Consider the following 23,219-nt stretch of genomic DNA (forward strand, 5'->3'; position numbering starts at 1 on the left):
CTCGCTAGGAATGAGCGAGCGCGCCGTTCGCCGGGGAATCGGCCGGGGCCCCGGTGAGGGTGCTGCAGAGGGCGAGGAGGCGGGTGCGCAGCGGCGCCGCGCGGTCGGCGAACCCGCGTTGGGCGGCCGCGTACTCGGCGCGCCCCTCCGCGGTCTCGATGCGGACCGGTGCGTAGCCGTGCGCCCGCAGGTCGTAGGGGCTGGCGCGCATGTCCAGCTCCCGGACCTCGGCGGCGAGCGCGAAACAGTCCCCGAGCAGCTCGGCCGGGGTGGCGGGCAGGAGCTTGTACGCCCACTTGTAGAGGTCCATGGTGGCGTGCAGGCATCCGGGCTGCTCCAGCGCCGCCTGGTCCTCCCGGCGGGGCTGCAGCGTGTTCAGCGGGCGGGCGGCCGCGGTGAAGAACCGGAAGGCGTCGTGGTGGGTGCAGGTGACCGGCAACGACTCGACGACGGCGTCCGTGCCCGCCGCACCCAGCCGCAGCGGGACGGGGTGGCGGGGGTCCGCGGTGCGGTACACCATCGCCCACTCGTGCAGGCCGAAGCAGCCGTACCGGCCGGGGCGCGCCGCCGTGGCGCCGACCAGGCCGTGCACGAACCCGGCCGTGCGCCGGACGCGGTCGGACACGCCGTCGAGCATCCCGTCCCGGTACCCGGCCCGCGCGAACCCGACCGCCCGGACCCCGGGCCCGGGCTGCCACTGCTCCAGGTGCTGCGGGCGCAGCGAGTAGTAGGTGAAGAGGAAGTCCTCCACGGGGTGCGCCTCGCCGCGCTGTCGACGCGCGCGATACGGGACAGTCCAGCGCTCCATCCGGGCGCGGTGCGCCGCGGCCCTGGCCCGCCACTCGGTCTCGGACAGCTCCGGCACGGGGCTCACTCCGCCCCGGTGTGCGTGGCGTCTCGCACGGTGCCGACGTAGCGCTCGATCAGGTCCTCCATCGCGACCATGCCGACCGTCGCGCCGGTGCGGTCAACGGCGCGGGCCAGGTGGGCCCGGGTGGTGCGCAGGGCGGCGACGGCCTCGTCGAGGCGGGCGTCGGCGGGGATCTCCGGCAGACCCCGGACCCGGCCGGCGGGGATGGCGGCGCCGGGGTCGTCCATGACGTCCAGCACGTCCTTGACGTGCAGGTATCCGGTGAACCGGCCGTCCGGCGCGCGCAGCGGGAAGCGGGAGAAGCCGGTGGCGGCGACGGCCCGCTGGACGTCCTCGACCCGCGGGTTCACCGGCAGCGACACGAGGTCCGACGAGCGCACCACCACGTCCGCGACGGTGGCCTCGGCCGATCGCAGGGTCCGCGAGATGCGGGTGGACTCCTCGTCGTCGAGCAGGCCCTCGCGGCGGGAGTCCGCGATCATCTCGGACAGCTCCCCGGAGGTGAACGCGCTCTCCAGCTCGTCCTTCGGCTCGATCCGCAGCAGCCGCAGCGTGCCGTTGGCCATGGCGTTGAACAGCGAGATGAACGGCCGCATGACGTTCGTGAACAGCAGGAACGGCGGCACGAGCAGGATCGCCGCGCGTTCGGGCCCCGCGATGGAGATGTTCTTCGGGACCATCTCGCCGAGCAGGATGTGCGCCACCGACACCAGCGCGAGGGACAGGGCGAACGCGATCGGGTGGACCACGGCGGTCGGCGCGCCCACCCACTCCAGCGGCGCCTCGACGAAGTGGGCGACGGCGGGTTCGCCGAGCCGCCCGAGCAGGAGCGAGCAGATCGTGATGCCGAGCTGGGACGCGGCCAGCATCCGGGACAGGTGGGCGGTCGCGTTCAGGACGGTGCGGGCCCCGCCCACGCCCTGGTCGGCCATCGCCTCGAGCCGGTCCTTGCGCGCGCTGATCAGCGCGAACTCGGCGGAGACGAAGAACGCGTTCGCCCCGAGCAGGGCGATCGCGGCGAGGACCGCCCAGACGTCAGACATGGGCCATCCTGGCGACGCGCAGCTCGGCGATCCGGTTGCGGTCCCGGCGCATCACGGTGAGCCGCCAGCCGTCGACCGTGACGTCGTCCCCGACGGCGGGGATCCGGCCCAGGCGCTCCAGGACCAGCCCCGCGATGGTCTCGTAGTCGCCCTCGGGCATCCGGAAGCCGGTCACCTCGGCGATCTCGTCCGCCCGCATCAGGCCGCTGACCAGCCAGGAGTCCCGCCCGAGCGGTCGGACGTCCGCCTGCTCGGCGCGGTCGTGCTCGTCCAGCACCTCACCGACGATCTCCTCGATCAGGTCCTCCAGGGTCACCAGCCCCGCGGTGCCGCCGTACTCGTCGACGACGACGGCGGTCTGCAGGCCCGTCTCGCGCAGCCGGGAGAGCAGCTCGTCACCGTCGAGCGAGGCGGGGACGGTCTCGGCGGGCAGGCACAGCGTGCGCACCGGCGTGGACTCGCGGTCCTCGGGCGCCACCCCGAAGGCCTGCTTGACGTGCACGAGGCCCAGCACGGTGTCCGGGTCGCCGTCGTGCACGGGGAACCGGGAGTGCCCGCTGCGGCGGGCGAGCCCGATCAGGTCGGCGACGGAGTCCGCGGCGTCGAGCGTGTCGACCCGCACCCGCGGCGTCATCAGGTCCTCCGCGACGCGGTCGGTGAACCGCAGGGAGCGGTCCAGCAGGGTGGCGGTGCCCTCGTCGAGGGTGCCGTGCTCGGCGCTGGAGCGGACCAGCGAGCTGAGCTCGTGCGGGGAGCGGGCCGACCGCAGCTCCTCGGCGGGCTCGACGCCGAGCCTGCGCACGATCGCGTTCGCGCTGCGGTTGAGCAGGTCGATCAGCCAGCGGAAGGCGCGTGCGAACCCGCTCTGCAGCCACACCACGGCCCGCGCGGTCTCCAGCGGCTTGGCGATCGCGATGTTCTTCGGCACGAGCTCGCCGAACACCATGGACAACGTGGTGGCGATCACCAGCGACACGATCGTGGCGACGCCCGCGGCCACGCTCTCGCTCAGCCCCGACAGGGCGGGCCGGATCAGCTCGGCGATGGCGGGTTCGGCGATGTAGCCGGTGGCGAGCGTGGTCACCGTGATGCCCAGCTGGCTGCCGGAGAGCTGGAACGACAAGGTCCGGTGGGCCCGCTGCACGGCGCGGGCGCGGCGGTCGTCCACCGCGGCGACGTGCGCGTCCACCTGGCTGCGTTCCAGCGCGGTCAGCGAGAACTCCGACGCGACGGAGATCGCCGTGCCGAGCGTGAGGGCGACGACGGCCAGCAGCCCGAGGAGGGAGAGCAGGACCGTCACGAGGCTCCTCAGCGGAAAGGGGGTCGGGGTCAGCGTAGGCCCGCGGCCGGATACCCCCGACGCGGACCGGGGGAACATCACCGACGAACCCGACACCCCGCGAGATGGCGCGGAGTGGTCCGCAGCACGTCCGGGCCGCGAACGGCGGACCGGCGGTCTAGGTTGGACCACCATCGGAGGAGAGATCGACGACCCGTCCGGTCCGGAGCGCAGTGGCCCGGACCGGCCCTCAGACAGGACCGAGGTCAGGATGCCCGCGACGGCGCAGGTGCACGGCTCGACCATGCTCCCGGAGCACCTCCAGCACCATCACCGGGGTCCGGGGCACTCGCCCTTCATCGACTTCGACCGGGCGTCCTGGGCCCGGCTGGGGGAGACCAGCCCGCTGCCGCTGACCGCAGGCGAGCTGGAGCGCGTCCGGTCCCTCGGTGACGACATCGACCTCGACGAGGTCCGCGAGGTCTACCTCCCGCTGTCGCGGCTGCTGAACCTGCACGTCCAGGAGGGCGGGCGGCTCTACCGCGCCTACCGCACCTTCCTCGGCGGCACGGCGGCGCGGACGCCGTTCGTGATCGGCGTCGCGGGCTCGGTGTCCGCGGGCAAGTCGACGACCGCCCGGCTGCTGCGGCTGCTCCTCGCCCGCTGGCCCCAGCACCCCCGGGTCGAGCTGGTCACCACCGACGGCTTCCTGTACCCGAACGCGGTGCTCGAGGCGCGCGGCCTGATGCAGCGCAAGGGCTTCCCGGAGTCCTACGACCGGCGCAAGCTGCTGCGGTTCATCACCGACGTCAAGGCGGGGCGCGCCGAGGTGACGGCGCCGGTCTACTCCCACCTCGTCTACGACATCGTGCCGGACGAACGGCTCGTCGTCCGCCGCCCGGACATCCTGCTGATCGAGGGCCTGAACGTGTTGCAGCCCGCGGGCGCGAACTCGGCGCTGACGGTCAGCGACTTCATCGACTTCTCGGTCTACGTCGACGCCGCCCCCGCGGACCTGCGGCGCTGGTACGTCGAGCGGTTCCTCCGGCTGCGCGAGACGGCGTTCCGGGACCCCGCGTCCTACTTCCGCCGCTACGCCGAGCTCGACCACGAGGACGCGGTGAAGCACGCCGAGAACATCTGGGCCACGATCAACGGGCCCAACCTGGAGGAGAACATCCTGCCCACCCGCGGCCGGGCCAGCCTCGTGCTGACGAAGGGCCCCCGCCACGACGTGACCCGGATCCGGCTCCGCAAGGTCTAGGGGCACTAGTGCCCCCTACCGGGGCGCCCCCCGCATCCTGCAAGGATGTCCGCATGTCCGCGGAGAACGACGCGCTGCTGACCGAGGAGGCCACCCGGCTGCGGCTCGCGGTCGGGAGGCTGAACCGGCGCATCCGCATCGACGGCGGCGACTCCCTGCCGCCCCTGCAGCTCTCCGCGCTCAGCACGATCGCCCTGCACGCGCCGCTGCGGCTCTCCGAGCTCGCCAAGCGCGAGGCGGTCACCGCACCCACCATGTCCCGGGTGCTGGGCGCCCTGGACGACCAGGGGCTCGTCGTGCGCACCCCGGACCCTCAGGACGCCCGCGGCGTGCTGATCACCCTGTCCGACTCCGGGCGGGCCCGGCTCGACGAGATCAAGACCCACCGCACCGCGCTCGTCGCCCGGCGGCTGAGCAAGCTCGATCCCCGACAGCGCGAGGTGATCCGGGCCGCGCTGCCGGCGATCGAGGCCCTGCTCGAGGACGACGACTGACCCTGCTGCTCGGCTAGCCCCGCTGCTCGACGACCTCCACGTCGTCCCCCCAGAAGCTGAGCAGCCCCGCGATCCGGGCGGACTCGGGCAGCGGGTCCGGGTACTCCCAGGCGACGTCCGCGAGCTCGGTGCCGTCGGGCAGCGTGGCGGTCCAGTACCGGGCCTCGCCCTTGTACGGGCAGCGCGACCGGGTCTCCGACGCCCGCAGCGGGACCCGCACCGCGTCCCGCGGCAGGTACCAGCGGTTGGGCAGGCCGGTCTCGCTCAGCACGAACGGCGCGTCCGAGGAGGCGATCACCTCGCCGCGGTGGCGCACCTCGACGTGGCGGCTGGTGGGGCGCACGTCGACCCGGGTGTAGGGGTCGGTGAGGTGGGCGAAGACCTCCTCGTCCTCGTCGTACCAGGCGTCCGCGGCGGACCAGTAGAGCGCCGCGTAGCCCTTGAGCCACGGCGCCTCGGGCTTGGGTTCCGGGTAGGACCAGACGGCGTTCTCCACGGTCCGGTCGCCGACGACGAGGGAGTGGTAGCTCGCGTCTCCCTTGAACGGGCAGTGGGTGCTGTGGTCGGTCGGGACCAGGACGTCCGCGGCGAGGTCCTCGAAGGGCACGTAGAGCACCGGCAGCAGGGCCGTCTCGTGCACCAGCACGCCTGCGGTGGTGTCGAGGATCGTGCGACCGCCCAGCTCGGCGCGCACGCGGCGCGGGAAGGGCTGGGCGAACAGCTTGTGGGCGGGGCCGTCCAGTCGGTAGTTGACGGTGTGCGGCGGGTTCGGCGCGAGCGGTCCGTCGGCGCGGGTGAGTCCCATGTCACCCCCAACCGCGGCGGGCGGCGTCCTGTTCCGGGAGACTGTTGTTCAGCGCAACGTTGTGGCGGGAATCGAAGTGTATGATTCGTGCAGTATGTCCCGATTTGCGAGAGGTGAGGCCCGTGAGCCCGAGCAGCGTCGCGCCGGTGGAGACCGGACCGGACTCCCTGCACCGCTTGGAGCACGAGATCACCGTGCTGATCCGCCGGACCGTGGAGCCCGTGTGGTCCGGCGGCTACGGTGCCCACGAGGCGGTGGACCGCTACACCTACCCGGTGCTGGCCGCGCTGGACGAGAACGGTGAGCAGTCCCTGACCGTGCTGACCGGCAGGCTCGGGGTGAGCAAGCCGACGGCGAGCAGGCAGGTCTCGCGGCTGTCGCGCGCCGGGCTCGTCGCCGTCCGGCCGGACTCGCGGGACTCCCGTTCGGTGGTCATCTCGCTGACCCCCGAGGGCGCCGCCCAGCGCGAGCTGGTGCGACACGCCCGGCTGGGGCCGCTGCACGCGGTGCTGGAGGGCTGGCCGCAGGAGGACCGGGACCTGCTGGGGTCGCTGTTGGCCCGCTTCAACACCGACCTCGACGAGTACCGGGCGCACGGGGGCCGCTGAGCCGACTCCGAGCCGACTCCGAACCGACGCTGAGCCGACGCCGAGCCGGCGCCGAGCCGATCTCGGGCCCGAGACACGCCCGCCGCCTGGAGCGGGCGCCGGGCCACCCCGCCGGGATGCCATAGTGGGGGCAGCGGGACGGGACGGGGCGCGGTGCGCCACACGACCGTCGGGACGGGAGGGGAGCGCCGGTGGACTCGCTGGTCGCCCTGGTCGGGCAGCTGTTGTCCGGCCTGCGCTCGGCCGCCGCGCCGGACTTCTGTCCCGGCGTCTGGGCCTGGGCGACCTCACTGCTCGGCCTCGGGGTCGGCCTGCTGCCCGCGGTCGGGGCCTTCGTCGTGGCGCTCCTGCGCAGGCGGATGGGGTCCGGCTACGGCGGTGGCCGCGGGCTGGTCCTCGGCGCCGTGGGCGTGGTGTTCGCCGGCGTGCTGCCGCTGCTGCTGTTCGTCGCGACCGGTCGGGTGTTCGCCGCCGCGGCGGCGGGCCGCCCGGTACCGGGCCTCGGCAGCGCCGCCGCCCGCTCGCTCGAGACCAGCGCCTGCTTCGTCGGGCCGCAGAGCGCCTACCTGGGAGGAGGGTCGGTCCGCGCGGCCTTCGACCCGAACGACCCGGTGGGCCTCGGGGTCGCTGTCCTGCTGCTGGGGATCGTGCCGGTACTGACCGCGCTCTTCGTCGCCGCGCAGGCGCGCCTGGTGCTGCGCCGGGGCCCGGCCTGGCCCGCGAAGTTCTTCTGGATCCCCGCGCTGGCGCTCGCGGTGCTGACCGCGCGGGTCCCGGCCGGGGCCGCCGAGCACCTCTGGGCGGGGGCCCTCATCGGCGCGTTCGCGGGGATGCTGCTGCTGATCGCGGTTCCGCCGCCCTCGCGGGAGACCGTCCGCCGGTCCCTGCAGGGCGCGACGGGCGCGGCCTCCCGGGGCGTCCCGCCGCAACCCCGCGCGGACCTGCGCGAGCGGATGCAGCCGATCGTGCAGCGGACCCCGCCGCCCGCCGCGACCGGCCCCAAGCCGACCTACGCCACCTTCGACAGCGCCCGGCTGCCGAGCGCCCCGCCGACACCGCCGGTCCCCGAGCAGCGCGCCTCCGCGCCCCTGGCCGCCGAGCCGGGCGCGCTCCCGCCCGTCCCGGGCCGCCGCCCCGGCGGACCGGTCGGACCGACCGGGACCCGGGTCGCGCCGGTCGCCGGGGGCGGCACGGCCGGTCCGGTCGCCGGAGGCCCGGTGGGTCCCGTCGCAGCCGGCCCGTCGCCGGCCTTCGCCGGGGCCGTCCCGCCGCCCGCGCCCCGCGGGCAGCGCTTCCGGCTCATCGAGCGCATCGGCGCGGGCGGGTTCGGCCGGGTGTGGCTGGCCCACGACGCCAAGCTCGGCCGCACGGTCGCCCTCAAGTCCGCCCACGCCCCCGACGCGGAGACCGAGGAGCGGATCCGCCGCGAGGCCGCCGCACTGGCCGCGGTCCGGCACCCGCTGTGCGTCCGCATCCACGATCTCGTCCACGCCCGGTCGGACGCCGGACTCGCGCAGCTCGAGGGCCTGGTCATCGTGATGGAGCACGTCCAGGGCGTGCCCCTGTCCACGCTCGTCCGCGAGCGCGGCCCGGTGGACGACGTGGCCGCCGCCCGGATCTGGGCGGGGGTCGCCGGCGCGCTCGACGCGGCCCACCAGCGGGGCGTGCTGCACCGAGACCTCAAGCCCGGCAACGTCATCGTCGACCCGGCGGGCCACCCGCACCTGATCGACTTCGGCATCGCCCGGCGCGCGGGCGACTCCACGCTCACCATGACCGGGTTCGTGCTCGGCACGCCGGACTACCTGGCCCCGGAGGTGGCGGGCGGCGCCAAGGCGAGCGTCCGCTCGGACGTCTGGCAGCTCGCGGCCACCGTGTCCTTCGCGTTGACCGGGTACCCGCCGCGCGGCGGCCACGCGGACGCGTTGTCGGGGCTGCGGGCGGCGGCGTCGGGCGCGCGGCTCACGCACCTGCCCCGGCGCACCGCCCACCTGTCGCTGCTCAAGCAGGCGCTGCGCAGCGACCCCAACCGCAGGCCGGACCTCGCCGCGACCCAGCAGCAGCTCGACGAGTGGCTGCGGCGCAACGGGGTCCCGGCGGCCGGCACGACCGTGGGCGCGGGGTCGCCGCGGCCGTGAGCGGCGGCCCCGCCGCGGGGATCGACGCGGCGGCGACCGCCGCCCCGCGGCTGGCGGGCGTCGACGCCGCGCGCGGCCTGGCCCTGCTGGGCATGATGGCCACCCATCTCCTGCCGCTGCACACGGCGGCGGGGGAGACGGTCGTCGGCGCGGTCGCGGCGGGTCGGGCGTCGGCCCTGTTCGCGGTGCTCCTCGGGGTCGGGATCTCGCTGGGCGCCCGGGCGCCGCGGGGGGCCGCCGCGGCCGGCCTGGTGGTGCGGGCGGTCCTGACCGGCGTCGTCGGCCTGGTGCTGGTGGGCTTCGACCCGCCCGTGGCGGTGATCCTCACCTACTACGCGCTGCTGATCCTGGTCGCGATCCCGCTGCTGTGGGCGCCGACCCCGCTGCTCGCCGCGGGCGCGGTGGTCGCGGCGGTCGGCACCCCGGTGCTCAGCGCGCTGCTGCGGGTCGGGCTGCCCGCGGGACCGGGGGCGCAGGTCGGGTTCGCCGCGCTCGGCGACCCCGGGCCCGCGCTCGTCACGCTGCTGGTGACCGGGTACTACCCGGTCCTGACCTGGACGACGTACCTGCTCGCGGGCATGGCCGTCGGACGGCTGGACCTGCGGTCGGTGCGCACGGCCTGGTGGCTGCTCGGGGGCGGGGCCGCCCTGTCCGCGGCCGCCACGGTGGCGTCGCACCTGCTCCTGACCCCCGAGGGACTCGCGGCGATCGGCGGTGCCCGGCAGCTGGACGTGCAGCGCTACGGCACCCTCCCGACCGACACGTGGTGGTGGTTCGCCACCGAGCTGCCGCACACCGGCACCCCCCTGGACCTGCTGCAGACCACCGGCGCGGCGCTCGCGGTCCTGGGCCTGTGTCTGCTCGTGGCGCGGGCGCTGCCGTGGCTCGTCGTCCCGTTCGCGGTGATCGGCGCGGTGCCGCTGACGCTCTACGCGTTGCACGTCGTGTCGCTGGCGCTCGTCGGCGGCGAGGGCCCCGCCGTCTACCTGGAGCACGTCGCCTGGTGCCTGGCGATCGGGACGGCCGTGCGGCTGCTGCGGGTGCGCGGGCCGCTGGAGGCGATGGTGTCGGGCGCGGCGCGGGCGACCCGGCGCGCGATGATCGCGTCATGAGCGAACTGCTGCTGCTCTCGAACTCGACGAACCACGGCGCGCAGCCGCTGGACCACGCCCCGCTGGCCGAGTTCTACGGCGGACGCACGGTCCTGTTCGTGCCCTACGCGCTCGCCGACCACGCGGGGTACGCCACCCGCATCGGCGAGGCGTTCGCCCGGGCGGGGGTGGCCCTGCGCAGCGTGCACACCGAACCCGACCCGGCGGCGGCGCTGGCCGCGGCGGAGGCGGTGTGGGTCGGCGGCGGCAACACGTTCCGGCTCCTCGCCACGCTGCAGCGGATCGACGGGCTGCTCGCGATCGGCACCGCGGTGGCCGCGGGTGCGCACTACGGCGGCGCCAGCGCGGGCACCAACCTGGCCTGCCCGACGATCCGCACCACGAACGACATGCCCATCGTCGAGCCCGCCGGGTTCGCCGCGCTCGGCCTGGTCGACTTCCAGGTCAACGCCCACTACCTCGACCCGCTCCCGGGCTCCACGCACATGGGGGAGACCCGCGCCGAGCGGATCCGGGAGTTCCACGAGGAGAACGAGACCCCCGTCGTCGGGCTGCGCGAGGGTGGCCTGCTGCGGGTGTCGGGGGAGTCGGTGACGCTCACGGGCCGCGCCCGCGTCTTCCGGCGCGGCGCGCAGCCCGAGGAGGTCGCGGACGGGCCGCTCAGGCCGTGGGGACCGCCAGCCTGAGCCCCACCTCGACCAGCATCCAGCCCACCCGGGTCCGTAGCGGGCCCGCCCGTTGCCGGGAGCGTCTCGCCTGTCTGCGCAGCGCCGCGGCCCGTGCCTCGCGGAGCAGGTCGGCGTGGTGGTCACGGGCGAGGCGGTCGACGAGGTGGGGGTGCAGGAGACCGGTCATGCCGGTCAGTCGTACTCGCCCCGCCGCGCCGCCACGACCGGTTTTCACCGACCGTGAAGCCCGTTCACGCCCAGCGGACGACGTCCTCCTCCTCGAGCCGCGGCAGCCGCGGGAACCAGGGGTTCTCGCCGGGGTGGCCGAGGTTCACGACGAGGATGGCCTGCTCACGGCCGCCGGGGAAGAACTCGGCGGTGACCGCGTCGGCGTCGAACCCGGCCATCGGGCCGGTGGCCAGGCCCTCGGCGCGGGCGGCCAGCAGGAAGTAGCCCGCCTGCAGCGAGGAGTTGAACTTCGCCATCGGCGCGCGGCCCTCGCGGCCGGAGGCCTCGAAGGAGTCCTTCATCTCCGCGCGGGCGGGGAAGGTCCGCGGCACGAACTCGTGGAAGTCGAGGTCCGCCGCCAGGATCGCGACCGCGGGCGCGGCCTCGGTCTTGGCCCGGTTGCCCTCGCTGAGCAGGGGGAGCAGCCGGCGCTTGCCCTCCTCGGTGCGGACGAACACCACGCGCAGCGGCTGGGTGTTGGCGGCCGTCGGCGGCCACTTGGCCAGGTCCCACACCGCGCGCAGCGTCTCGTCGGTCACGGGCTCGGCGGAGAAGGTGTTGGACGTCCGGGCCTCGGTGAACAACGCGGCGCGGCCCGCCTCGTCGAGCACGGGCAGACTCTGGGCACTGGTCGTAGTCGTCACGACACAGTAGAGCGCTCAACCGTGCGCGCGGCTTCCCGGCCGTGGCGCGCATCACGAAGTGGATCTTCGCGAACGGGACGATACGCTCGCGCGGTGCGCATCCGCCTCGCCGTCGTCGCCGCTGCCCTGACCATGACCCTCGCCGGGTGTGGGGGAGGGGGCTCGACGACCGACTGCGGGCTCGACGGCTGCACCGTCGCCTTCCCCCGCTCCGGCGAGGCGGCCGTCTCCGTCCTCGGGGTGGAGGCGCGCCTGGTGGGTGTGCAGGACCGGACCGCGGAGCTCGTCGTCGCCGGGCAGACGGTCCGGGTGCCGGTCGGCGGCGAGACCGAGGCGGCCGGGTTCACCGTCGGCGTCGAACGGGTCACCGACAGCGAGGTGGTCGTCCGGGTCCGCCCGTAGCGGCCCGGGCGGTCGTCGTAGAGTCGTCGCCGTGCCGATGACCGCGAAGTACGCCACCACCTGCGGCGTCTGCTCCAAGCCCATCAGCCCCGGCGACGAGATCGCCAAGGCCGGATCGCGGTACGGGCACGTGGAGTGCGCCGCGAACCCGCCGGCGAAGGCTCCGCGGGCGGAGATGCCCTCGGTCGAGGGCGCCCTGGAGGTCTGGACGGACGGCGCGTGCTCGGGCAACCCCGGCCCCGGCGGCTGGGCCTGGGCCACCCGGGACGGCAGGCAGGCCTCCGGCGGGGAGGCCCGCACCACGAACCAGCGCATGGAGATCAAGGCCGCGCTCGAGGCCGTGCGGGCACTCGAGGGGCCGCTGGTCGTGGTCTCCGACTCCACCTACGTCGTGAACTGCTTCCGCGACGGCTGGTGGAAGGGCTGGATCGCCCGCGGCTGGCAGACCAGCGCCCGCAAGCCCGTGGTGAGCCGGGACCTGTGGGAGCCGCTCGTCGACCTGGTGAACGAGCGCGGTGACGTATCCTTCCGCTGGGTGAAGGGGCACTCCGGGGACGAGATGAACGACCTGGTGGACCGACTCGCCGTCGAGCAGTCGAAGGCCGTCGCGACCGCCTGATGGGGTATTCTCCGCTCGTGCCGACGACCCGGAAGCCGCTGGCTCCGCCGACGTGCGCGGAGTCCATGGCGGACGCGCTCGGATCGGTCCGCGCGGAGGGCCTCGAGCCGAGCGCGTTCGGGCACACGGTCCTGGCGGCCCTGGCGCGCGGCGAGATCGACGCCGAGGAGGCCTGCGCCCGCCTCACGGCGCACTACCGCGGCTGAATGAGCTGGGACCCCTACCTCGATCTCGAGTCCGGCGTCCTGCGCAACCGCCTCGGCCTGACCGACGCGGTGGCGCTCGCCGCCGCCGAGGCCGAGTACACGACGGCGCGGATCTTCGGACTGCAGCGGTCCCCGATTCCGGGCGGCTACGACCTGGGTCATCTGCAGGCCTTCCACTGGCACCTGTTCGGAGACGTCTACCCCTGGGCCGGGCAGCTGCGCACCGTGCGGATGGGCAAGGGCGGCCACGCCTTCTGTCCGCCGGAGCAGATCCGGGTCCGGGCCACCGCCCTGTTCGACGGACTCGCGGCGGTGGACCATCTGCGCGGGCTCGACCGCGCCGCCACGGTCGCGGGCCTCGCGGCACTCCTCGCCGGCATCAACGAGCTGCACCCCTTCCGCGAGGGCAACGGCCGCACCCAACGGACCTTCCTGCGCCAGCTCGCGGAGGAGTGCGGCCACCGGATCCGCTGGGAGGCACTGGATCCCGGCGAGAACATCAGCGCCTCCCGCGCTGCGCTGCACGGCGACCTCGACCCGCTCCGGACGCTGCTGGACCGCCTGACGGTGTAGGCGCGGCCGTGCGAGGGAACCGGCCGGAGTCGTAGACCTGTCATAATCCGCGCCGGTCGACGGCGCGCCGCCGATCGCCGCCGGGGGGTGCTTCATCGGCACCTCCGTCCACACGAGTGGAGGCGACGACGCAGGAGGAGGAGGCCGTCGCCCGCCGCTTCACGCCGTGAGACGGGGACGAGAGGTGTCCGGCGGCCCAGAGCGTCGGACACCGGGGAGGGTCGACCTTCGCCTCTTTTGTCATAACGTCGATTATCGGCTCGATGCGATGATGTCGTGCACCTTCACCCGGATCCTGCGCGCCGGAATGCGTCGGACGCTGGAGCGGATCAAGATCGCCGCCGAGCAGCCGGTCCCCGCCACCTGATCCGAGGGCGCCGGCCCCGACCCGCCGACACCCGTCCCCGCCGGCCCGCGGGACCGCTCACCGGACGAGACGGAAGAAGCCGCGCACCTGCTCGACGAACGACACCGGCTGTTCCAGTGCCGCGAAGTGGCCACCGTGCGGGAGCTCGGCGTACCAGCGCAGGTCGGTGAAGCGCCGTTCGGCCTCGCGTCGGGAGGGTCGAGTGAGGTCGTGGGGGTAGACCGACAGCCCGGACGGTGCGTGCACCGGGTCGCGGAAGTGGGTGAAGCTCTCCCAGTACAGGCGGGCCGAGGAGGTGGCCGAGGCGGTGAACCAGTAGACCGAGATCTCGTCGAGGATCGCCTGTCGCGTCACCGCGCTCGCCTCGTCGCTCCAGGCCAGGTACTTCTCGGCGATCCAGGCGGCCTGACCGGCGGCGGAGTCGGTCAGGGCGTAGCCGAGCGTCTGCGGGCGCGTCGCCTGCAGGGCGGAGTAGCCCCGGCCGGTGCGGGCGAACTCCTGCTCGGCCTGCGCGGCGGCGCGCTCCGCCTGCGTCGGGTCGTCGAACCCGCCCAGCGCGACCGATCCGAGGTTCACGTGGACGCCGGCGACCCGGTCGGGGGCCACCTCGCCCAGTGCGCCGGACACCGCCGAGCCCCAGTCGCCACCTTGGGCCCCGTAGCGGGGATAGCCCAGCGAGACCATCAACGCGTCCCAGGCGCGGGCCGTGCGCTCGACACCCCAGCCGGTCTCCGAGGGCTTGTCGCTCCATCCGTAGCCGGGCAGCGACGGGGCGACGACGTGGAACGCGTCGGCCGGGTCCCCACCGTGGGCGCGCGGGTCGGTCAGCGGGCCGAGCACCTCGAGGAACTCGAGCACCGAGCCCGGCCAGCCGTGCGTGAGGACCAGCGGGAAGGCGTCCGGCTCGGGCGAGCGGACGTGCAGGAAGTGGACGCCGAGCCCGTCGATCGTGGCGCGGAACTGCGGGAAGGCGTTCACCCGCGCGGCGAACCCGAAGTCGTAGTCCTCCGCCCAGCTGCGACACAGCTCCTGCGCCTCGTCGAGCGGCAGGCCCTGCGACCGGTCCGCCACCGGCTCGCGCTCGGGCCACCGGGTCCGACGCAGCCGGTCACGGAGGTCGGCGATCTCGGCGTCGGAGACCGTGACCTCGAACTGTTCGACGGTCATGAGGTGACCTTTCGGTGACACGCTAAGCTCCTTATGCGTGTCACGTTAGGAACGAGTGGGGTGTCCGTCAAATGCTGAACGCGCGTGGCAGCCGGGACCGCGTGGCCACCGCCGTCGACCTGGCCAACACCTGGCGACCGATCCGGGGTGAGGACGATCTCGCGAGCCTGCCGCAGCTGCGGACCTTCCTGGACGGCCGGCTGCCTGGCGGTGGCCGCGAGTCGTGGGCGCTCACCGACGACGATCTCGCGGAGGTCCGGGCGGTGCGCGAGGCGGTGCGGGCCGTGCTGGAGCGGGCCGGGACCGACGCCGCAGGCGCCGCGGAGATCCTCAACGCCGGGCTGCGCCACCACCGCGTCACCCCGACGATCCGGCGGGACGAGGACGGATGGGCGGCCGACGTCACCGCCGCCGACCCCGACCGCCCGGCGGCCCACCTGGCCGCCCTCACCCTCGGGGCGCTCGCCGCGGTGATCACCACGCTCGGCCCGGACCGCCTGGGGGTCTGCGCCGGGCAGGACTGTCGGGCCACCTTCGCCGACCTCTCCCGCAACGGGTCGAAGCAGTACTGCACGCGGACCTGCGCCCACCGCGCCGGCGTCGCCGCCTACCGGAGCCGCCGACGCTCGGACTGACCCCGGCGCTCGCCACGACCGACCCGGCGGGCGAGATCGTCACCCGGATGTGGGCGGAGGCTCGCGCGCTGCTCGCCTGAGCCGGATCAGCCCGCCTCGTAGGTGTGCCCCGCGGCCCGCAGCCGGTCGACCAGGGCGTGCCCTATCGCCGTCGCGGGGGTGAGGGAGCCGGCGCGGTCGGGCAGCCCCGCGCCGTCGAGGGCGAGGCAGAGGGCGCTCTCCCCCAGCATGACCGCCGTGGCGGCGTACCCCGGATCGCCGGGGCCCGCGACCCGCGCGGTGACCGTGCGGCCGTCCTCGGTGGTCCCGGTGAACGCGTGCCGGAAGAACCCGCGGGCCCGGGCGCGTTCGTCGGGTCCGGTGCCGGGCGCGGGCAGGACCCGCTCCAGCAGGGCGCGGGTGGGGCGCAGCGCCGCGGCCCCGACGAGGGCGCCCAGCCCGCCGGTGATCCCGACGGCGGTGGCCGCCCCGCCGATGCCGCGCCCGGCCGCCATCCGCTCCGCGTAGCGCAGGCCTCGCCCGTAGGACCAGCCGGTGAGGGCGTTGCTGCGCCGCACGATCCGGGTGTTGTAGGGCGCCATGACGAACGGGGCCGTCCAGCCGCCGTCGGGCTCGCGGCGCGGCGGGCTCGTGTCCCGGGGCTGTCGCGGGGTGGGTTCGGCGGTCGGGTCGGGGCTCAGCGAGTGGGGGCGGCCCGCGATCCGGCGGGCGTCCGCGTCGCCGGCGACCGCCTCGACGTGGCCGAGCAGTGAGGCGAGGGTGCCGCCGCTGAAGCCGCCGCGCAGCGTCGCGACGGCCGTGACGTCCGTCAGGTCGGCACCCGCCGCCTCGCGGAGCAGCAGCAGGCCGAGATCCGACGGGATGGAGTCGTAGCCGCACGAGTGCACGAGCCGGGCCCCGGACTCGCGGGCGAGCGCGTCGCACCGGTCGATCGCGGCCCGCACGAACAGGACCTCGCCCGTGAGGTCGGCGTAGTGGGTGCCCGCCCGGGCGCAGGCCTCGACCAGCGGCATCCCGTACCGCGCGTACGGCCCGACGGTCGTGACGACGACGCGGGCGGACTCCGCGAGCGCCCGCGGCTCGGTGGCGTCGGCGACGACGATCCCCCAGCCCTGCGCGCGCTCGGGCAGCGTGGCCCGCAGCCGCTCGAGCTTGTCCCGCGACCGCCCCGCCAGAGCGATCCGCAGCCCGTCCGGCGCGGCCCCGGCGAGGTACTCGGCGGTCAACGTCCCGACGAACCCCGTGCCACCGAACAGGACCAGGTCGAACTGCCGTTCCGTGCTCATGGCCGGCAGCCTACGGCCGCTCGTGCGTGGTAAGTGGTGCTCTGGCACCACTTACCACGCACGGGCGCGTCAGCGCACGTACTCCGCCAGGTGCCGGCCGGTGAGGGTGCTCCCGTCGGCGACGAGGTCCGCCGGGGTGCCTTCGAAGACCACGGCGCCGCCGTCGTGGCCCGCGCCCGGGCCCATGTCGATGATCCAGTCCGCGTGCGCCATGACGGCCTGGTGGTGCTCGATGACGATCACGGACTTGCCGGAGTCCACGAGGTGGTCGAGCAGGCCGAGCAGCTGCGCGACGTCCGCGAGGTGCAGGCCCGTCGTGGGCTCGTCGAGGACGTACGTGCCGCCCTTCTCCCCCATGTGCGTGGCCAGCTTGAGCCGCTGGCGCTCGCCGCCGGACAGCGTGGTCAGCGGCTGGCCGATCGTCAGGTACCCCAACCCGACGGCGACGAGCCGCTCCAGGATCTTGTGCGCGGCCGGGAGCTTCGCCGCGCCGTCCCGGAAGAACTCCTCCGCCTCGGCCACCGACATGGCCAGGACCTGGCTGATGTCCTTGCCGCCGAACAGGTACTCGAGCACGGACCCGTCGAACCGGCGGCCCTCGCACAGCTCGCAGGGGGTCGACACCCCGGCCATGATCGCCAGGTCGGTGTAGATCACGCCCGCGCCGTTGCAGCTCGGGCAGGCGCCCTCGGAGTTCGCCGAGAACAGCGCGGGCTTCACGCCGTTGGCCTTGGCGAACGCCTTGCGGATCGGGTCCAGCAGCCCGGTGTAGGTGGCGGGGTTGCTGCGCCGGGAGCCGCGGATGGCTCCCTGGTCGATGGCGACGACGTCCTCCCGGGTGGCCACCGAGCCGTGGATCAGCGAGGACTTGCCCGACCCCGCGACCCCGGTGACGACGACCAGCACGCCGGTGGGGATGTCGACGTCCACCTTGCGCAGGTTGTGCGTGTCCGCGCCGCGCACCTCGATGGCCCCGGTCGGCGTCCGGACCTCGGCCTTGACCGCGGTGGTGTCGTCGAGGTGCCGCCCCGTGAGGGTGTCGCTCGCGCGCAGCCCCTCGACGGTGCCCTCGAAGACCACCTCGCCGCCCGCGCTGCCCGCCCGCGGCCCGATGTCCACGACGTGGTCGGCGATGGCGATGGCCTCGGGCTTGTGCTCCACCACCAGCACGGTGTTGCCCTTGTCCCGCAACGCCTTCAGCAGCTCGTTCATCCGCGCGATGTCGTGCGGGTGCAGCCCGATGGTGGGCTCGTCGAACACGTAGGTCACGTCGGTGAGCGCCGAGCCCAGGTGCCGGATCATCTTGGTGCGCTGCGCCTCGCCGCCGGACAGGGTGCCCGACGGACGGTTCAGCGACAGGTAGCCGAGCCCGATCTCGACGAACGAGCTCAGCGTGTGCCGGAGCGTGGTGAGCAGGGGCGCGACGGACGGCTCCTCCAGGTCCTGCACCCACTCGGCCAGGTCGCTGATCTGCATCTCGCACAGGTCCGCGATGGACTTGCCCTCGATCGTCGAGGAGCGGGCGCCCTCGTTGAGCCGGGTGCCGTGGCACTCGGGGCACGTGGTGAAGGTGGCGACCCGCTCCACGAACGCCCGGATGTGCGGCTGCAGCGAGTCGATGTCCTTGGACAGCATGGACTTCTGGATCGAGGGGACGAGCCCCGAGTAGGTGAGGTTGATGCCCTCGACCTTGAGCTTGGTGGGCTCGCGGTAGAGCAGGTCGTCGAGCTCCCGCTTCGTGAAGCGCGCGATGGGCTTGTCGCAGTCGAAGTAGCCCGAGCCCCGGAAGATCCGGCCGTACCAGCCGTCCATGCTGTAGCCGGGGATCCGGATGGCGCCCTCGTTGATGGACTTGGTCTCGTCGTAGAGCGCGGCCAGGTCGATGTCGTTGACCGAGCCGCGGCCCTCGCACCTCGGGCACATGCCGCCGGTGATCGAGAAGGTGCGCCGCTCCTTGACGGTGCGGCCGTCCTTCTCGATCGTCACCGCGCCCGCGCCGCTGATGGACGCGACGTTGAACGAGAAGGCCTGCGCCGACCCGAGGTTCGGCTCGCCGAGGCGCGAGTACAGGATGCGCAGCATCGCGTGGGCGTCCGTCGCGGTGCCGACCGTGGACCGGGGGTCCGCCCCGAGCCGCTGCTGGTCCACGATGATCGCCGTGGTCAGCCCGTCGAGCACGTCGACGTCCGGGCGGGCCAGCGTGGGCATGAAGCCCTGGACGAAGGTGCTGTAGGTCTCGTTGATCATCCGCTGCGACTCGGCGGCGATCGTGTGGAAGACCAGCGAGCTCTTGCCCGAGCCGGACACGCCGGTGAAGACCGTCAACCTGCGCTTGGGCAGCTCGACGCTGACGTTCTTCAGGTTGTTCACCCGCGCCCCGGTCACCCGGATCATGTCGTGGCTGTCCGCGGCGTGTGCGGTGCGCTGTGCCGTGCTCACGAGAGGTCCCCCCGGGTCGGAACGGTTCAGGCCTGCTTGATACGGATGGTGTTGCCCGCCGGGTCCCGGAACGCGCAGTCGCGGACCCCGTAGGGCTGGTCCATCGGCTCCTGCACGACGTCCGCGTCCGCGGCCTGGATGCGTGCGAACGTCGCGTCCAGGTCCTTGGTCGCCAGGTTGATGGCGGCGTAGGTGCCCTTGGCCATCATCTCGGTGACCGTCCGGCGCTCCTCGTCGGTGACCCCGGGGTCGACGGCGGGCGGGGTCAGCACGATGCCGATCTCCGGCTGCGCGGGAGGCGCGACGGTGATCCAGTACAGGTCGTTGTAGCCGACCTCCTGCTGGACCTCGAAGCCGAGGACGTCCCGGTAGAACGCGATGGCCGCGTCCTTGCCGTTGTGCGGGAGGTAGGTCTGGGCGATGACGATGTCTGAGGTGATGGCGTCGGAACTCATGGCGCCGACGCTAGCGGCGCCGCGGGACCGGGGGCTTCTCGATTCCTGACCGGTCTCGTGGCCACGCGGGCCACACAGGACGGGACGTCCAGCGTCTCGTGCTGCTTCCGGTACGCCCCCGGCGAGATCCCCACCAGCTCGGTGAACCGGGTGCTGAAGGTCCCCAGCGAGGAGCTCCCCACGGCGAAGCAGACCTCGGTGACGCTCAGGTCCCCGCGGCGCAGCAGCGCCATGGCGCGTTCGATGCGGCGGGTCATCAGGTAGGAGTACGGCGACTCCCCGTACGCGCGCTTGAACTCCCGGCTCAGATGCCCGGCGGACATGTGCGCCCCGCGGGCGAGGGCCTCGACGTCCAGCGGCTGGGCGTACTCGCGGTCGATCCGGTCGCGGACGCGCCGCAGCCGCCGCAGGTCGTCGAGATCGGCCATGCGCCCATGCTAATGACTCAGCCCGGAGTGGGCGGCTGGTCCACCAGCTGGGCCAGGTAGAGCTGCTCGCCGAGGCGGTCCATCAGCTCGAGGTTGGTCTCGATGTAGTCGATGTGGTGCTCCTCGTCGGCGAGGATCTCCTCGAACAGGTTCGCCGTGGTGATGTCGCCCTTGGACCGGCACAGCGCGATGCCCGGGCGCAGCCGCTGCACCACCTCGAGCTCGATCGCGAGGTCGGACTGCAGCTGCTCGCGCACGTTCGTGCCGATGCGCAGCTGGAAGAGCCGCTGGTAGTTCGGCAGGCCCTCCAGGAACAGGATCCGGTCGGTGATCTTCTCGGCGTGCCGCATCTCGTCGATGGACTCGGACCTGGTGTAGCTCGCGAGCTTGGTCAGGCCCCAGTTCTGCTGCATCTTGGCGTGCAGGAAGTACTGGTTGATCGCCGTGAGCTCGCTGGTGAGCTGCTCGTTGAGCAGGCTGATGATCTCCGGGTCGCCGCGCATGCCCGCAGGCTAGTGCCCCCGGTCACACCGCATCCACGAAGGACGGACTGACGATCGGGCAGGCTGCCCTCAGGCGGGCATCGGCAGCTCGGAGAGCACCGAGGGGGCGAGCTGCGCGGCGAGGAGCACGTCGAGGCGGTCGAGGCAGGTGCCGCAGCCGGTGCCCGCGCCGCAGGCGTCCCCGATCTCGTCGACGGTCCGCGCGCCCTGGCCGATGTGGTTCCTCAGCTCGACGTCGGTGACCGCGTAGCAGATGCACACGTACACGAGGGCGCCCTTTCCATCGGTGAGGTATGCCTATGCTGACATTCGATCATCGACCCTGGCAAGAGCGCCCCGCCTACAGTGACCGGGTGCCGCTCGACGAGTACCGCCGCAAGCGCGACCGGTCGCGCACGCCGGAGCCCGTCCCGGCGGAGGATCCCCAGGTCACAGGCGCCGGCGACCGGTTCGTGATCCAGGAGCACCACGCCCGCGCGCTGCACTGGGACCTGCGGCTCGAACGGGACGGCGTGCTGGTCTCCTGGGCGGTCCCGAAGGGCCTGCCGGTGGACACCGAGACGCTGCGGCTCGCGGTGCGCACCGAGGACCACCCCCTGGAGTACCTGGAGTTCTCCGGCGAGATCCCGCGCGGCGAGTACGGCGGCGGCACGATGAGCATCTGGGACACCGGCCGGTACGAGACCGAGAAGTGGTCCGAGCGCGAGGTGGCGTTCCGACTCCACGGCGACCGTGCCGCAGGCCGCTACGTGCTGATCAAGAGCGAACGGGACCGGCGGGACGGCTGGCTGCTCAAGCGCACGGAGCCGAACCCCGCCCGACCCGGCGCCACCCCCCTCCCCCGGGACACCGCGCCCATGCGGGGGGTGTCCGGGGCGGCGCCGACCGGGGACGGGTGGCGGCTGCAGGTCCGGTTCGGCGGCCGCCGGGTGCTCGTCGAGCTCGACGGCGGCCGCGTCCGGGTGCTGGCCGACGGTGACGAGATCACCGTGCGGTCCCTCGCGGACTTCGGCCCGTCCGTCGGCGCCACGACGATGCTGCTCGACGCCGAGCTGACCACCGCGGGCGAGCTGTGGATCGGGGACCTGCTCTTCCTCGACGGGCGGGACACCTGCGCGCTGCCCTTCACCGACCGGTACGCGCTGCTCGAGGAGCTCCCGCTCGCCGGACCGCACCGGCGGCTCGCGCCCGTCTACCCGGCCGATCCCGCGGTGCTGGAGGCGGTCCGGGCGCAGGGCCTCGACGTGGTCGCGAAGCGGGCGGACTCGCCCTACGTGCCCGCGGCGGAGTCCGCGGACTGGGTCGAGGCGGGAGCCCGCGCCGCGGCGGCACCCACCCGGGGCGTCGGCCGTGCCGGGCTGACCAACCCGCGCAAGGTGCTCTACCCCCTGACCGGCACCACGAAGGCGGACGTCCTCGCCCACTACCGGGCCGTCGCGCCGGTGATGCTGCCGCACCTGGCCGACCGGCCGGTGACGATGGTCCGCTGGCCGGACGGCGTCGAGAAGCCCTCGTTCTTCGAGAAGGACGTCTCGCGCCACGCACCGCCGTGGATCCGCACCGAGCGCGTGGGCACCCCCGGCGGCCGCTCGGAGTCCGCGGACTTCCCCCTGATCGAGAGCGAGGAGGGGCTGGCCTGGGCGGCGAACCTCGCCGCGCTGGAGCTGCACGTGCCGCAGTGGAAGGTGGGCCCCCGAGGCGGCAGGCAGGCTCCGGACCTGGTCGTCTTCGACCTCGATCCCGGGGAGGGCACCACGGTCGTGGAGTGCTGCCGGGTCGCGGAGTCGATCTTCGACGTGCTGGCGGAGGACTCCCTCGTCGCCTATCCGCGGACGTCGGGCGGGAAGGGGCTGCAGCTCTACCTGCCGGTCACCGTGACCCGCGCGGAGCAGACGATCGAGTTCGCCAAGGCCCTGGCCGAGCGGTTGGCCGAGGAGTCCCCGCGCACGGTCACGTCGGTGATGGCGAAACAACGCAGGCGCGGCAAGGTCTTCGTGGACTGGAGCCAGAACAACACCGCCAAGACCACCATCGCCAGCTACTCGCTGCGCGGGCGCGCCCGGCCCACGGTGGCCACCCCGGTGACCTGGGAGGAGGTGCGGGCGTGCCGGCGGGCGAGCGATCTGGTGTTCACCGCCGACGCGCTGCCCGCGCGCCTGGACGAGCACGGTGACCTGCTGGAACCCTTGCTGTTCACCGAGCGGCAACGGCTTCCTCGCCGTGGGATGGGAGGGTCCCCGTCGTGAGCGATCACCACCCCTACCTCGACGGACCTCATCCCCGGATCTACGCCCACCGCGGCTGGCACGTCGGGGAGCTCGCAGGCCTGGAGAACACCCTCGCCGGGTTCGCGCACGCCGTCGAGCGCGGGTACGCCTACCTCGAGCTCGACGTGCACGCGTCCGCCGACGGCGTGCCGATGGTCCACCACGACCGCACCCTCGACCGCACCACGGACGCGTCCGGGCCGCTGGTCGCCCGACAGGCCGACGAACTGGCCGAGGTGCGCGTCGGGGGTCGCGAGCCGGTCCCGCGGCTGGAGACCGTGCTGGCCGCCCTGCCGGACACCCGGGTCACCGTCGAGCTGAAGTCCGACGACGTCGTCGCGCCGACCCTGGCCGTCCTCGAACGCCTCGACGCCTGGGACCGGGTCTGCCTCGGCTCCGCGAGCGAGGCCCGCCTGCGCCGCGCCCGCGCCGCGGGCCCCCGCCTGCTGACGTCGATGGGCACCGGTTCGGTGCTCGGCCTGCGGACCTGGGCGTGGACCGGCCGCCGCCTGCTGCCGATCGCAGGGGGGCTGGCCCAGCTCCCGCACCGCGTCGGCCCGCTCACGGTCACCGACGCCGCCGTGCTCCGCCGCGCCCGCGAGCTGGGCGTCGAGGTGCACGTGTGGACGGTGAACGACCCCGCCGAGATGCGCGCGCTGCTCGACCTGGGCGTCGACGGGCTGCTGACGGACCGCCCGGACCTCACCACCCCCTAGGG

The 23,219-nt window shown here is 73.9% G+C and carries 26 protein-coding genes; 13 read left to right on the plus strand and 13 right to left on the minus strand.

Going from position 1 to position 23,219, the window contains the following annotated elements:
* Window positions 1–4 precede the first annotated feature (4 nt).
* The 3 genes from L3X23_RS08760 to L3X23_RS08770 are packed head-to-tail and all read right to left on the minus strand — an operon-like array spanning window position 5 to window position 3,214.
* The gene (locus L3X23_RS08760) at window positions 5–874 is read right to left on the minus strand and encodes a 3-methyladenine DNA glycosylase (RefSeq protein ID WP_237191599.1); all 870 of its coding nucleotides are present in this window, start codon (window positions 872–874) and stop codon (window positions 5–7) included.
* On the minus strand, window positions 871–1,914 hold the full coding sequence (locus tag L3X23_RS08765) for a hemolysin family protein (protein WP_237191600.1): 1,044 nt from the start codon (window positions 1,912–1,914) through the stop codon (window positions 871–873). Before L3X23_RS08765 ends, L3X23_RS08760 begins: the two co-directional genes overlap by 4 nt.
* A complete protein-coding gene (locus L3X23_RS08770; protein ID WP_237191602.1) occupies window positions 1,907–3,214 on the minus strand; it encodes a hemolysin family protein in 1,308 nt (435 codons plus the stop codon). The genes L3X23_RS08765 and L3X23_RS08770 overlap by 8 nt, the downstream gene beginning before the upstream one ends.
* 283 nt (window positions 3,215–3,497) lie before the next feature.
* On the opposite strand from L3X23_RS08770, the gene coaA reads away from it, so the two are divergent.
* Both coaA and L3X23_RS08780 read left to right on the plus strand, forming a co-directional pair.
* Window positions 3,498–4,457: a type I pantothenate kinase gene (gene coaA, locus L3X23_RS08775; RefSeq protein ID WP_237197963.1), complete on the plus strand. Its 960-nt coding sequence runs from the start codon at window positions 3,498–3,500 to the stop codon at window positions 4,455–4,457.
* A gap of 53 nt (window positions 4,458–4,510) precedes the next feature.
* On the plus strand, window positions 4,511–4,951 hold the full coding sequence (locus tag L3X23_RS08780; protein WP_237191603.1) for a MarR family winged helix-turn-helix transcriptional regulator: 441 nt from the start codon (window positions 4,511–4,513) through the stop codon (window positions 4,949–4,951).
* Between the two features lie 13 nt (window positions 4,952–4,964).
* Here the strand turns inward: L3X23_RS08780 and L3X23_RS08785 are convergent, their stop codons facing one another.
* Window positions 4,965–5,756 carry a DUF427 domain-containing protein gene (locus L3X23_RS08785; RefSeq protein ID WP_237191605.1) on the minus strand — a complete coding sequence of 264 codons (792 nt, stop codon included), beginning with the start codon at window positions 5,754–5,756 and terminating at the stop codon, window positions 4,965–4,967.
* A 122-nt stretch (window positions 5,757–5,878) separates the two neighbouring features.
* Between L3X23_RS08785 and L3X23_RS08790 the strand changes: the two genes are divergently transcribed.
* The 4 genes from L3X23_RS08790 (at window position 5,879) to pepE (ending at window position 10,300) form a co-directional block, all read left to right on the plus strand.
* Complete coding sequence (locus L3X23_RS08790; RefSeq protein ID WP_237191606.1) at window positions 5,879–6,364, plus strand: MarR family winged helix-turn-helix transcriptional regulator; 486 nt, start codon at window positions 5,879–5,881, stop codon at window positions 6,362–6,364.
* A 191-nt stretch (window positions 6,365–6,555) separates the two neighbouring features.
* Window positions 6,556–8,502, plus strand: a complete 1,947-nt coding sequence (locus L3X23_RS35845; protein WP_308116882.1) for a protein kinase — start codon at window positions 6,556–6,558, stop codon at window positions 8,500–8,502.
* Complete coding sequence (locus L3X23_RS08800) at window positions 8,499–9,614, plus strand: heparan-alpha-glucosaminide N-acetyltransferase domain-containing protein (RefSeq protein ID WP_237191608.1); 1,116 nt, start codon at window positions 8,499–8,501, stop codon at window positions 9,612–9,614. Before L3X23_RS35845 ends, L3X23_RS08800 begins: the two co-directional genes overlap by 4 nt.
* Window positions 9,611–10,300: a dipeptidase PepE gene (gene pepE / locus L3X23_RS08805; protein WP_237191610.1), complete on the plus strand. Its 690-nt coding sequence runs from the start codon at window positions 9,611–9,613 to the stop codon at window positions 10,298–10,300. The genes L3X23_RS08800 and pepE overlap by 4 nt, the downstream gene beginning before the upstream one ends.
* Here the strand turns inward: pepE and L3X23_RS08810 are convergent.
* Together L3X23_RS08810 and L3X23_RS08815 are read right to left on the minus strand one after the other, a co-directional pair.
* Complete coding sequence (locus L3X23_RS08810) at window positions 10,275–10,469, minus strand: hypothetical protein (RefSeq protein WP_237191611.1); 195 nt, start codon at window positions 10,467–10,469, stop codon at window positions 10,275–10,277. The genes pepE and L3X23_RS08810 overlap by 26 nt on opposite strands.
* A 64-nt stretch (window positions 10,470–10,533) precedes the next feature.
* Window positions 10,534–11,154, minus strand: a complete 621-nt coding sequence (locus tag L3X23_RS08815; RefSeq protein ID WP_374204826.1) for a malonic semialdehyde reductase — start codon at window positions 11,152–11,154, stop codon at window positions 10,534–10,536.
* A 93-nt stretch (window positions 11,155–11,247) separates the two neighbouring features.
* Between L3X23_RS08815 and L3X23_RS08820 the strand changes: the two genes are divergently transcribed.
* Genes L3X23_RS08820 through L3X23_RS08835 form a run of 4 tightly spaced genes read left to right on the plus strand, consistent with a single transcriptional unit; the run spans window position 11,248 to window position 12,954 of the window.
* Window positions 11,248–11,556 carry a hypothetical protein gene (locus L3X23_RS08820; RefSeq protein WP_237191615.1) on the plus strand — a complete coding sequence of 103 codons (309 nt, stop codon included), beginning with the start codon at window positions 11,248–11,250 and terminating at the stop codon, window positions 11,554–11,556.
* 37 nt (window positions 11,557–11,593) lie between these two features.
* Window positions 11,594–12,175, plus strand: a complete 582-nt coding sequence (locus tag L3X23_RS08825; protein ID WP_237197965.1) for an RNase H family protein — start codon at window positions 11,594–11,596, stop codon at window positions 12,173–12,175.
* A gap of 17 nt (window positions 12,176–12,192) precedes the next feature.
* Window positions 12,193–12,381 carry an antitoxin VbhA family protein gene (locus L3X23_RS08830; protein WP_237191617.1) on the plus strand — a complete coding sequence of 63 codons (189 nt, stop codon included), beginning with the start codon at window positions 12,193–12,195 and terminating at the stop codon, window positions 12,379–12,381.
* Window positions 12,382–12,954: a Fic family protein gene (locus tag L3X23_RS08835; protein ID WP_237191618.1), complete on the plus strand. Its 573-nt coding sequence runs from the start codon at window positions 12,382–12,384 to the stop codon at window positions 12,952–12,954.
* Between the two features lie 424 nt (window positions 12,955–13,378).
* On the opposite strand, the gene L3X23_RS08840 is transcribed toward L3X23_RS08835, so the two are convergent.
* Window positions 13,379–14,488: an epoxide hydrolase family protein gene (locus tag L3X23_RS08840; protein ID WP_237191620.1), complete on the minus strand. Its 1,110-nt coding sequence runs from the start codon at window positions 14,486–14,488 to the stop codon at window positions 13,379–13,381.
* Between the two features lie 71 nt (window positions 14,489–14,559).
* Between L3X23_RS08840 and L3X23_RS08845 the strand changes: the two genes are divergently transcribed.
* Window positions 14,560–15,123, plus strand: a complete 564-nt coding sequence (locus L3X23_RS08845; protein WP_237191622.1) for a CGNR zinc finger domain-containing protein — start codon at window positions 14,560–14,562, stop codon at window positions 15,121–15,123.
* Window positions 15,124–15,209: 86 nt separating this feature from the next.
* Here the strand turns inward: L3X23_RS08845 and L3X23_RS08850 are convergent, their stop codons facing one another.
* From L3X23_RS08850 to L3X23_RS08875, 6 genes are all read right to left on the minus strand, one after another.
* Window positions 15,210–16,409, minus strand: a complete 1,200-nt coding sequence (locus L3X23_RS08850) for a trans-acting enoyl reductase family protein (protein ID WP_237191623.1) — start codon at window positions 16,407–16,409, stop codon at window positions 15,210–15,212.
* Window positions 16,410–16,478: 69 nt separating this feature from the next.
* Window positions 16,479–18,803 carry an excinuclease ABC subunit UvrA gene (locus L3X23_RS08855; RefSeq protein ID WP_237197966.1) on the minus strand — a complete coding sequence of 775 codons (2,325 nt, stop codon included), beginning with the start codon at window positions 18,801–18,803 and terminating at the stop codon, window positions 16,479–16,481.
* Between the two features lie 71 nt (window positions 18,804–18,874).
* The gene (locus tag L3X23_RS08860; RefSeq protein WP_237191626.1) at window positions 18,875–19,303 is read right to left on the minus strand and encodes a VOC family protein; all 429 of its coding nucleotides are present in this window, start codon (window positions 19,301–19,303) and stop codon (window positions 18,875–18,877) included.
* Window positions 19,300–19,731, minus strand: a complete 432-nt coding sequence (locus L3X23_RS08865) for a helix-turn-helix transcriptional regulator (protein ID WP_237191628.1) — start codon at window positions 19,729–19,731, stop codon at window positions 19,300–19,302. The genes L3X23_RS08860 and L3X23_RS08865 overlap by 4 nt, the downstream gene beginning before the upstream one ends.
* A gap of 17 nt (window positions 19,732–19,748) precedes the next feature.
* Entirely contained in the window at window positions 19,749–20,234 is a 486-nt protein-coding gene (bfr, locus tag L3X23_RS08870) for a bacterioferritin (RefSeq protein WP_237191629.1), read from the minus strand.
* A gap of 69 nt (window positions 20,235–20,303) precedes the next feature.
* A complete protein-coding gene (locus L3X23_RS08875) occupies window positions 20,304–20,501 on the minus strand; it encodes a bacterioferritin-associated ferredoxin (protein ID WP_237191631.1) in 198 nt (65 codons plus the stop codon).
* 86 nt (window positions 20,502–20,587) lie between these two features.
* Between L3X23_RS08875 and ligD the strand changes: the two genes are divergently transcribed.
* Complete coding sequence (gene ligD / locus L3X23_RS36085) at window positions 20,588–22,480, plus strand: non-homologous end-joining DNA ligase (RefSeq protein ID WP_308116883.1); 1,893 nt, start codon at window positions 20,588–20,590, stop codon at window positions 22,478–22,480.
* Window positions 22,477–23,217 (plus strand): glycerophosphodiester phosphodiesterase family protein, encoded by a 741-nt coding sequence (locus L3X23_RS08890; RefSeq protein WP_237191636.1) that lies wholly within the window; start codon window positions 22,477–22,479, stop codon window positions 23,215–23,217. Before ligD ends, L3X23_RS08890 begins: the two co-directional genes overlap by 4 nt.
* Window positions 23,218–23,219 lie beyond the last annotated feature (2 nt).

Source organism: Pseudonocardia sp. WMMC193 (genome assembly GCF_021728735.1).
Taxonomy (GTDB): Bacteria; Actinomycetota; Actinomycetes; order Mycobacteriales; family Pseudonocardiaceae; genus Pseudonocardia; species Pseudonocardia oroxyli.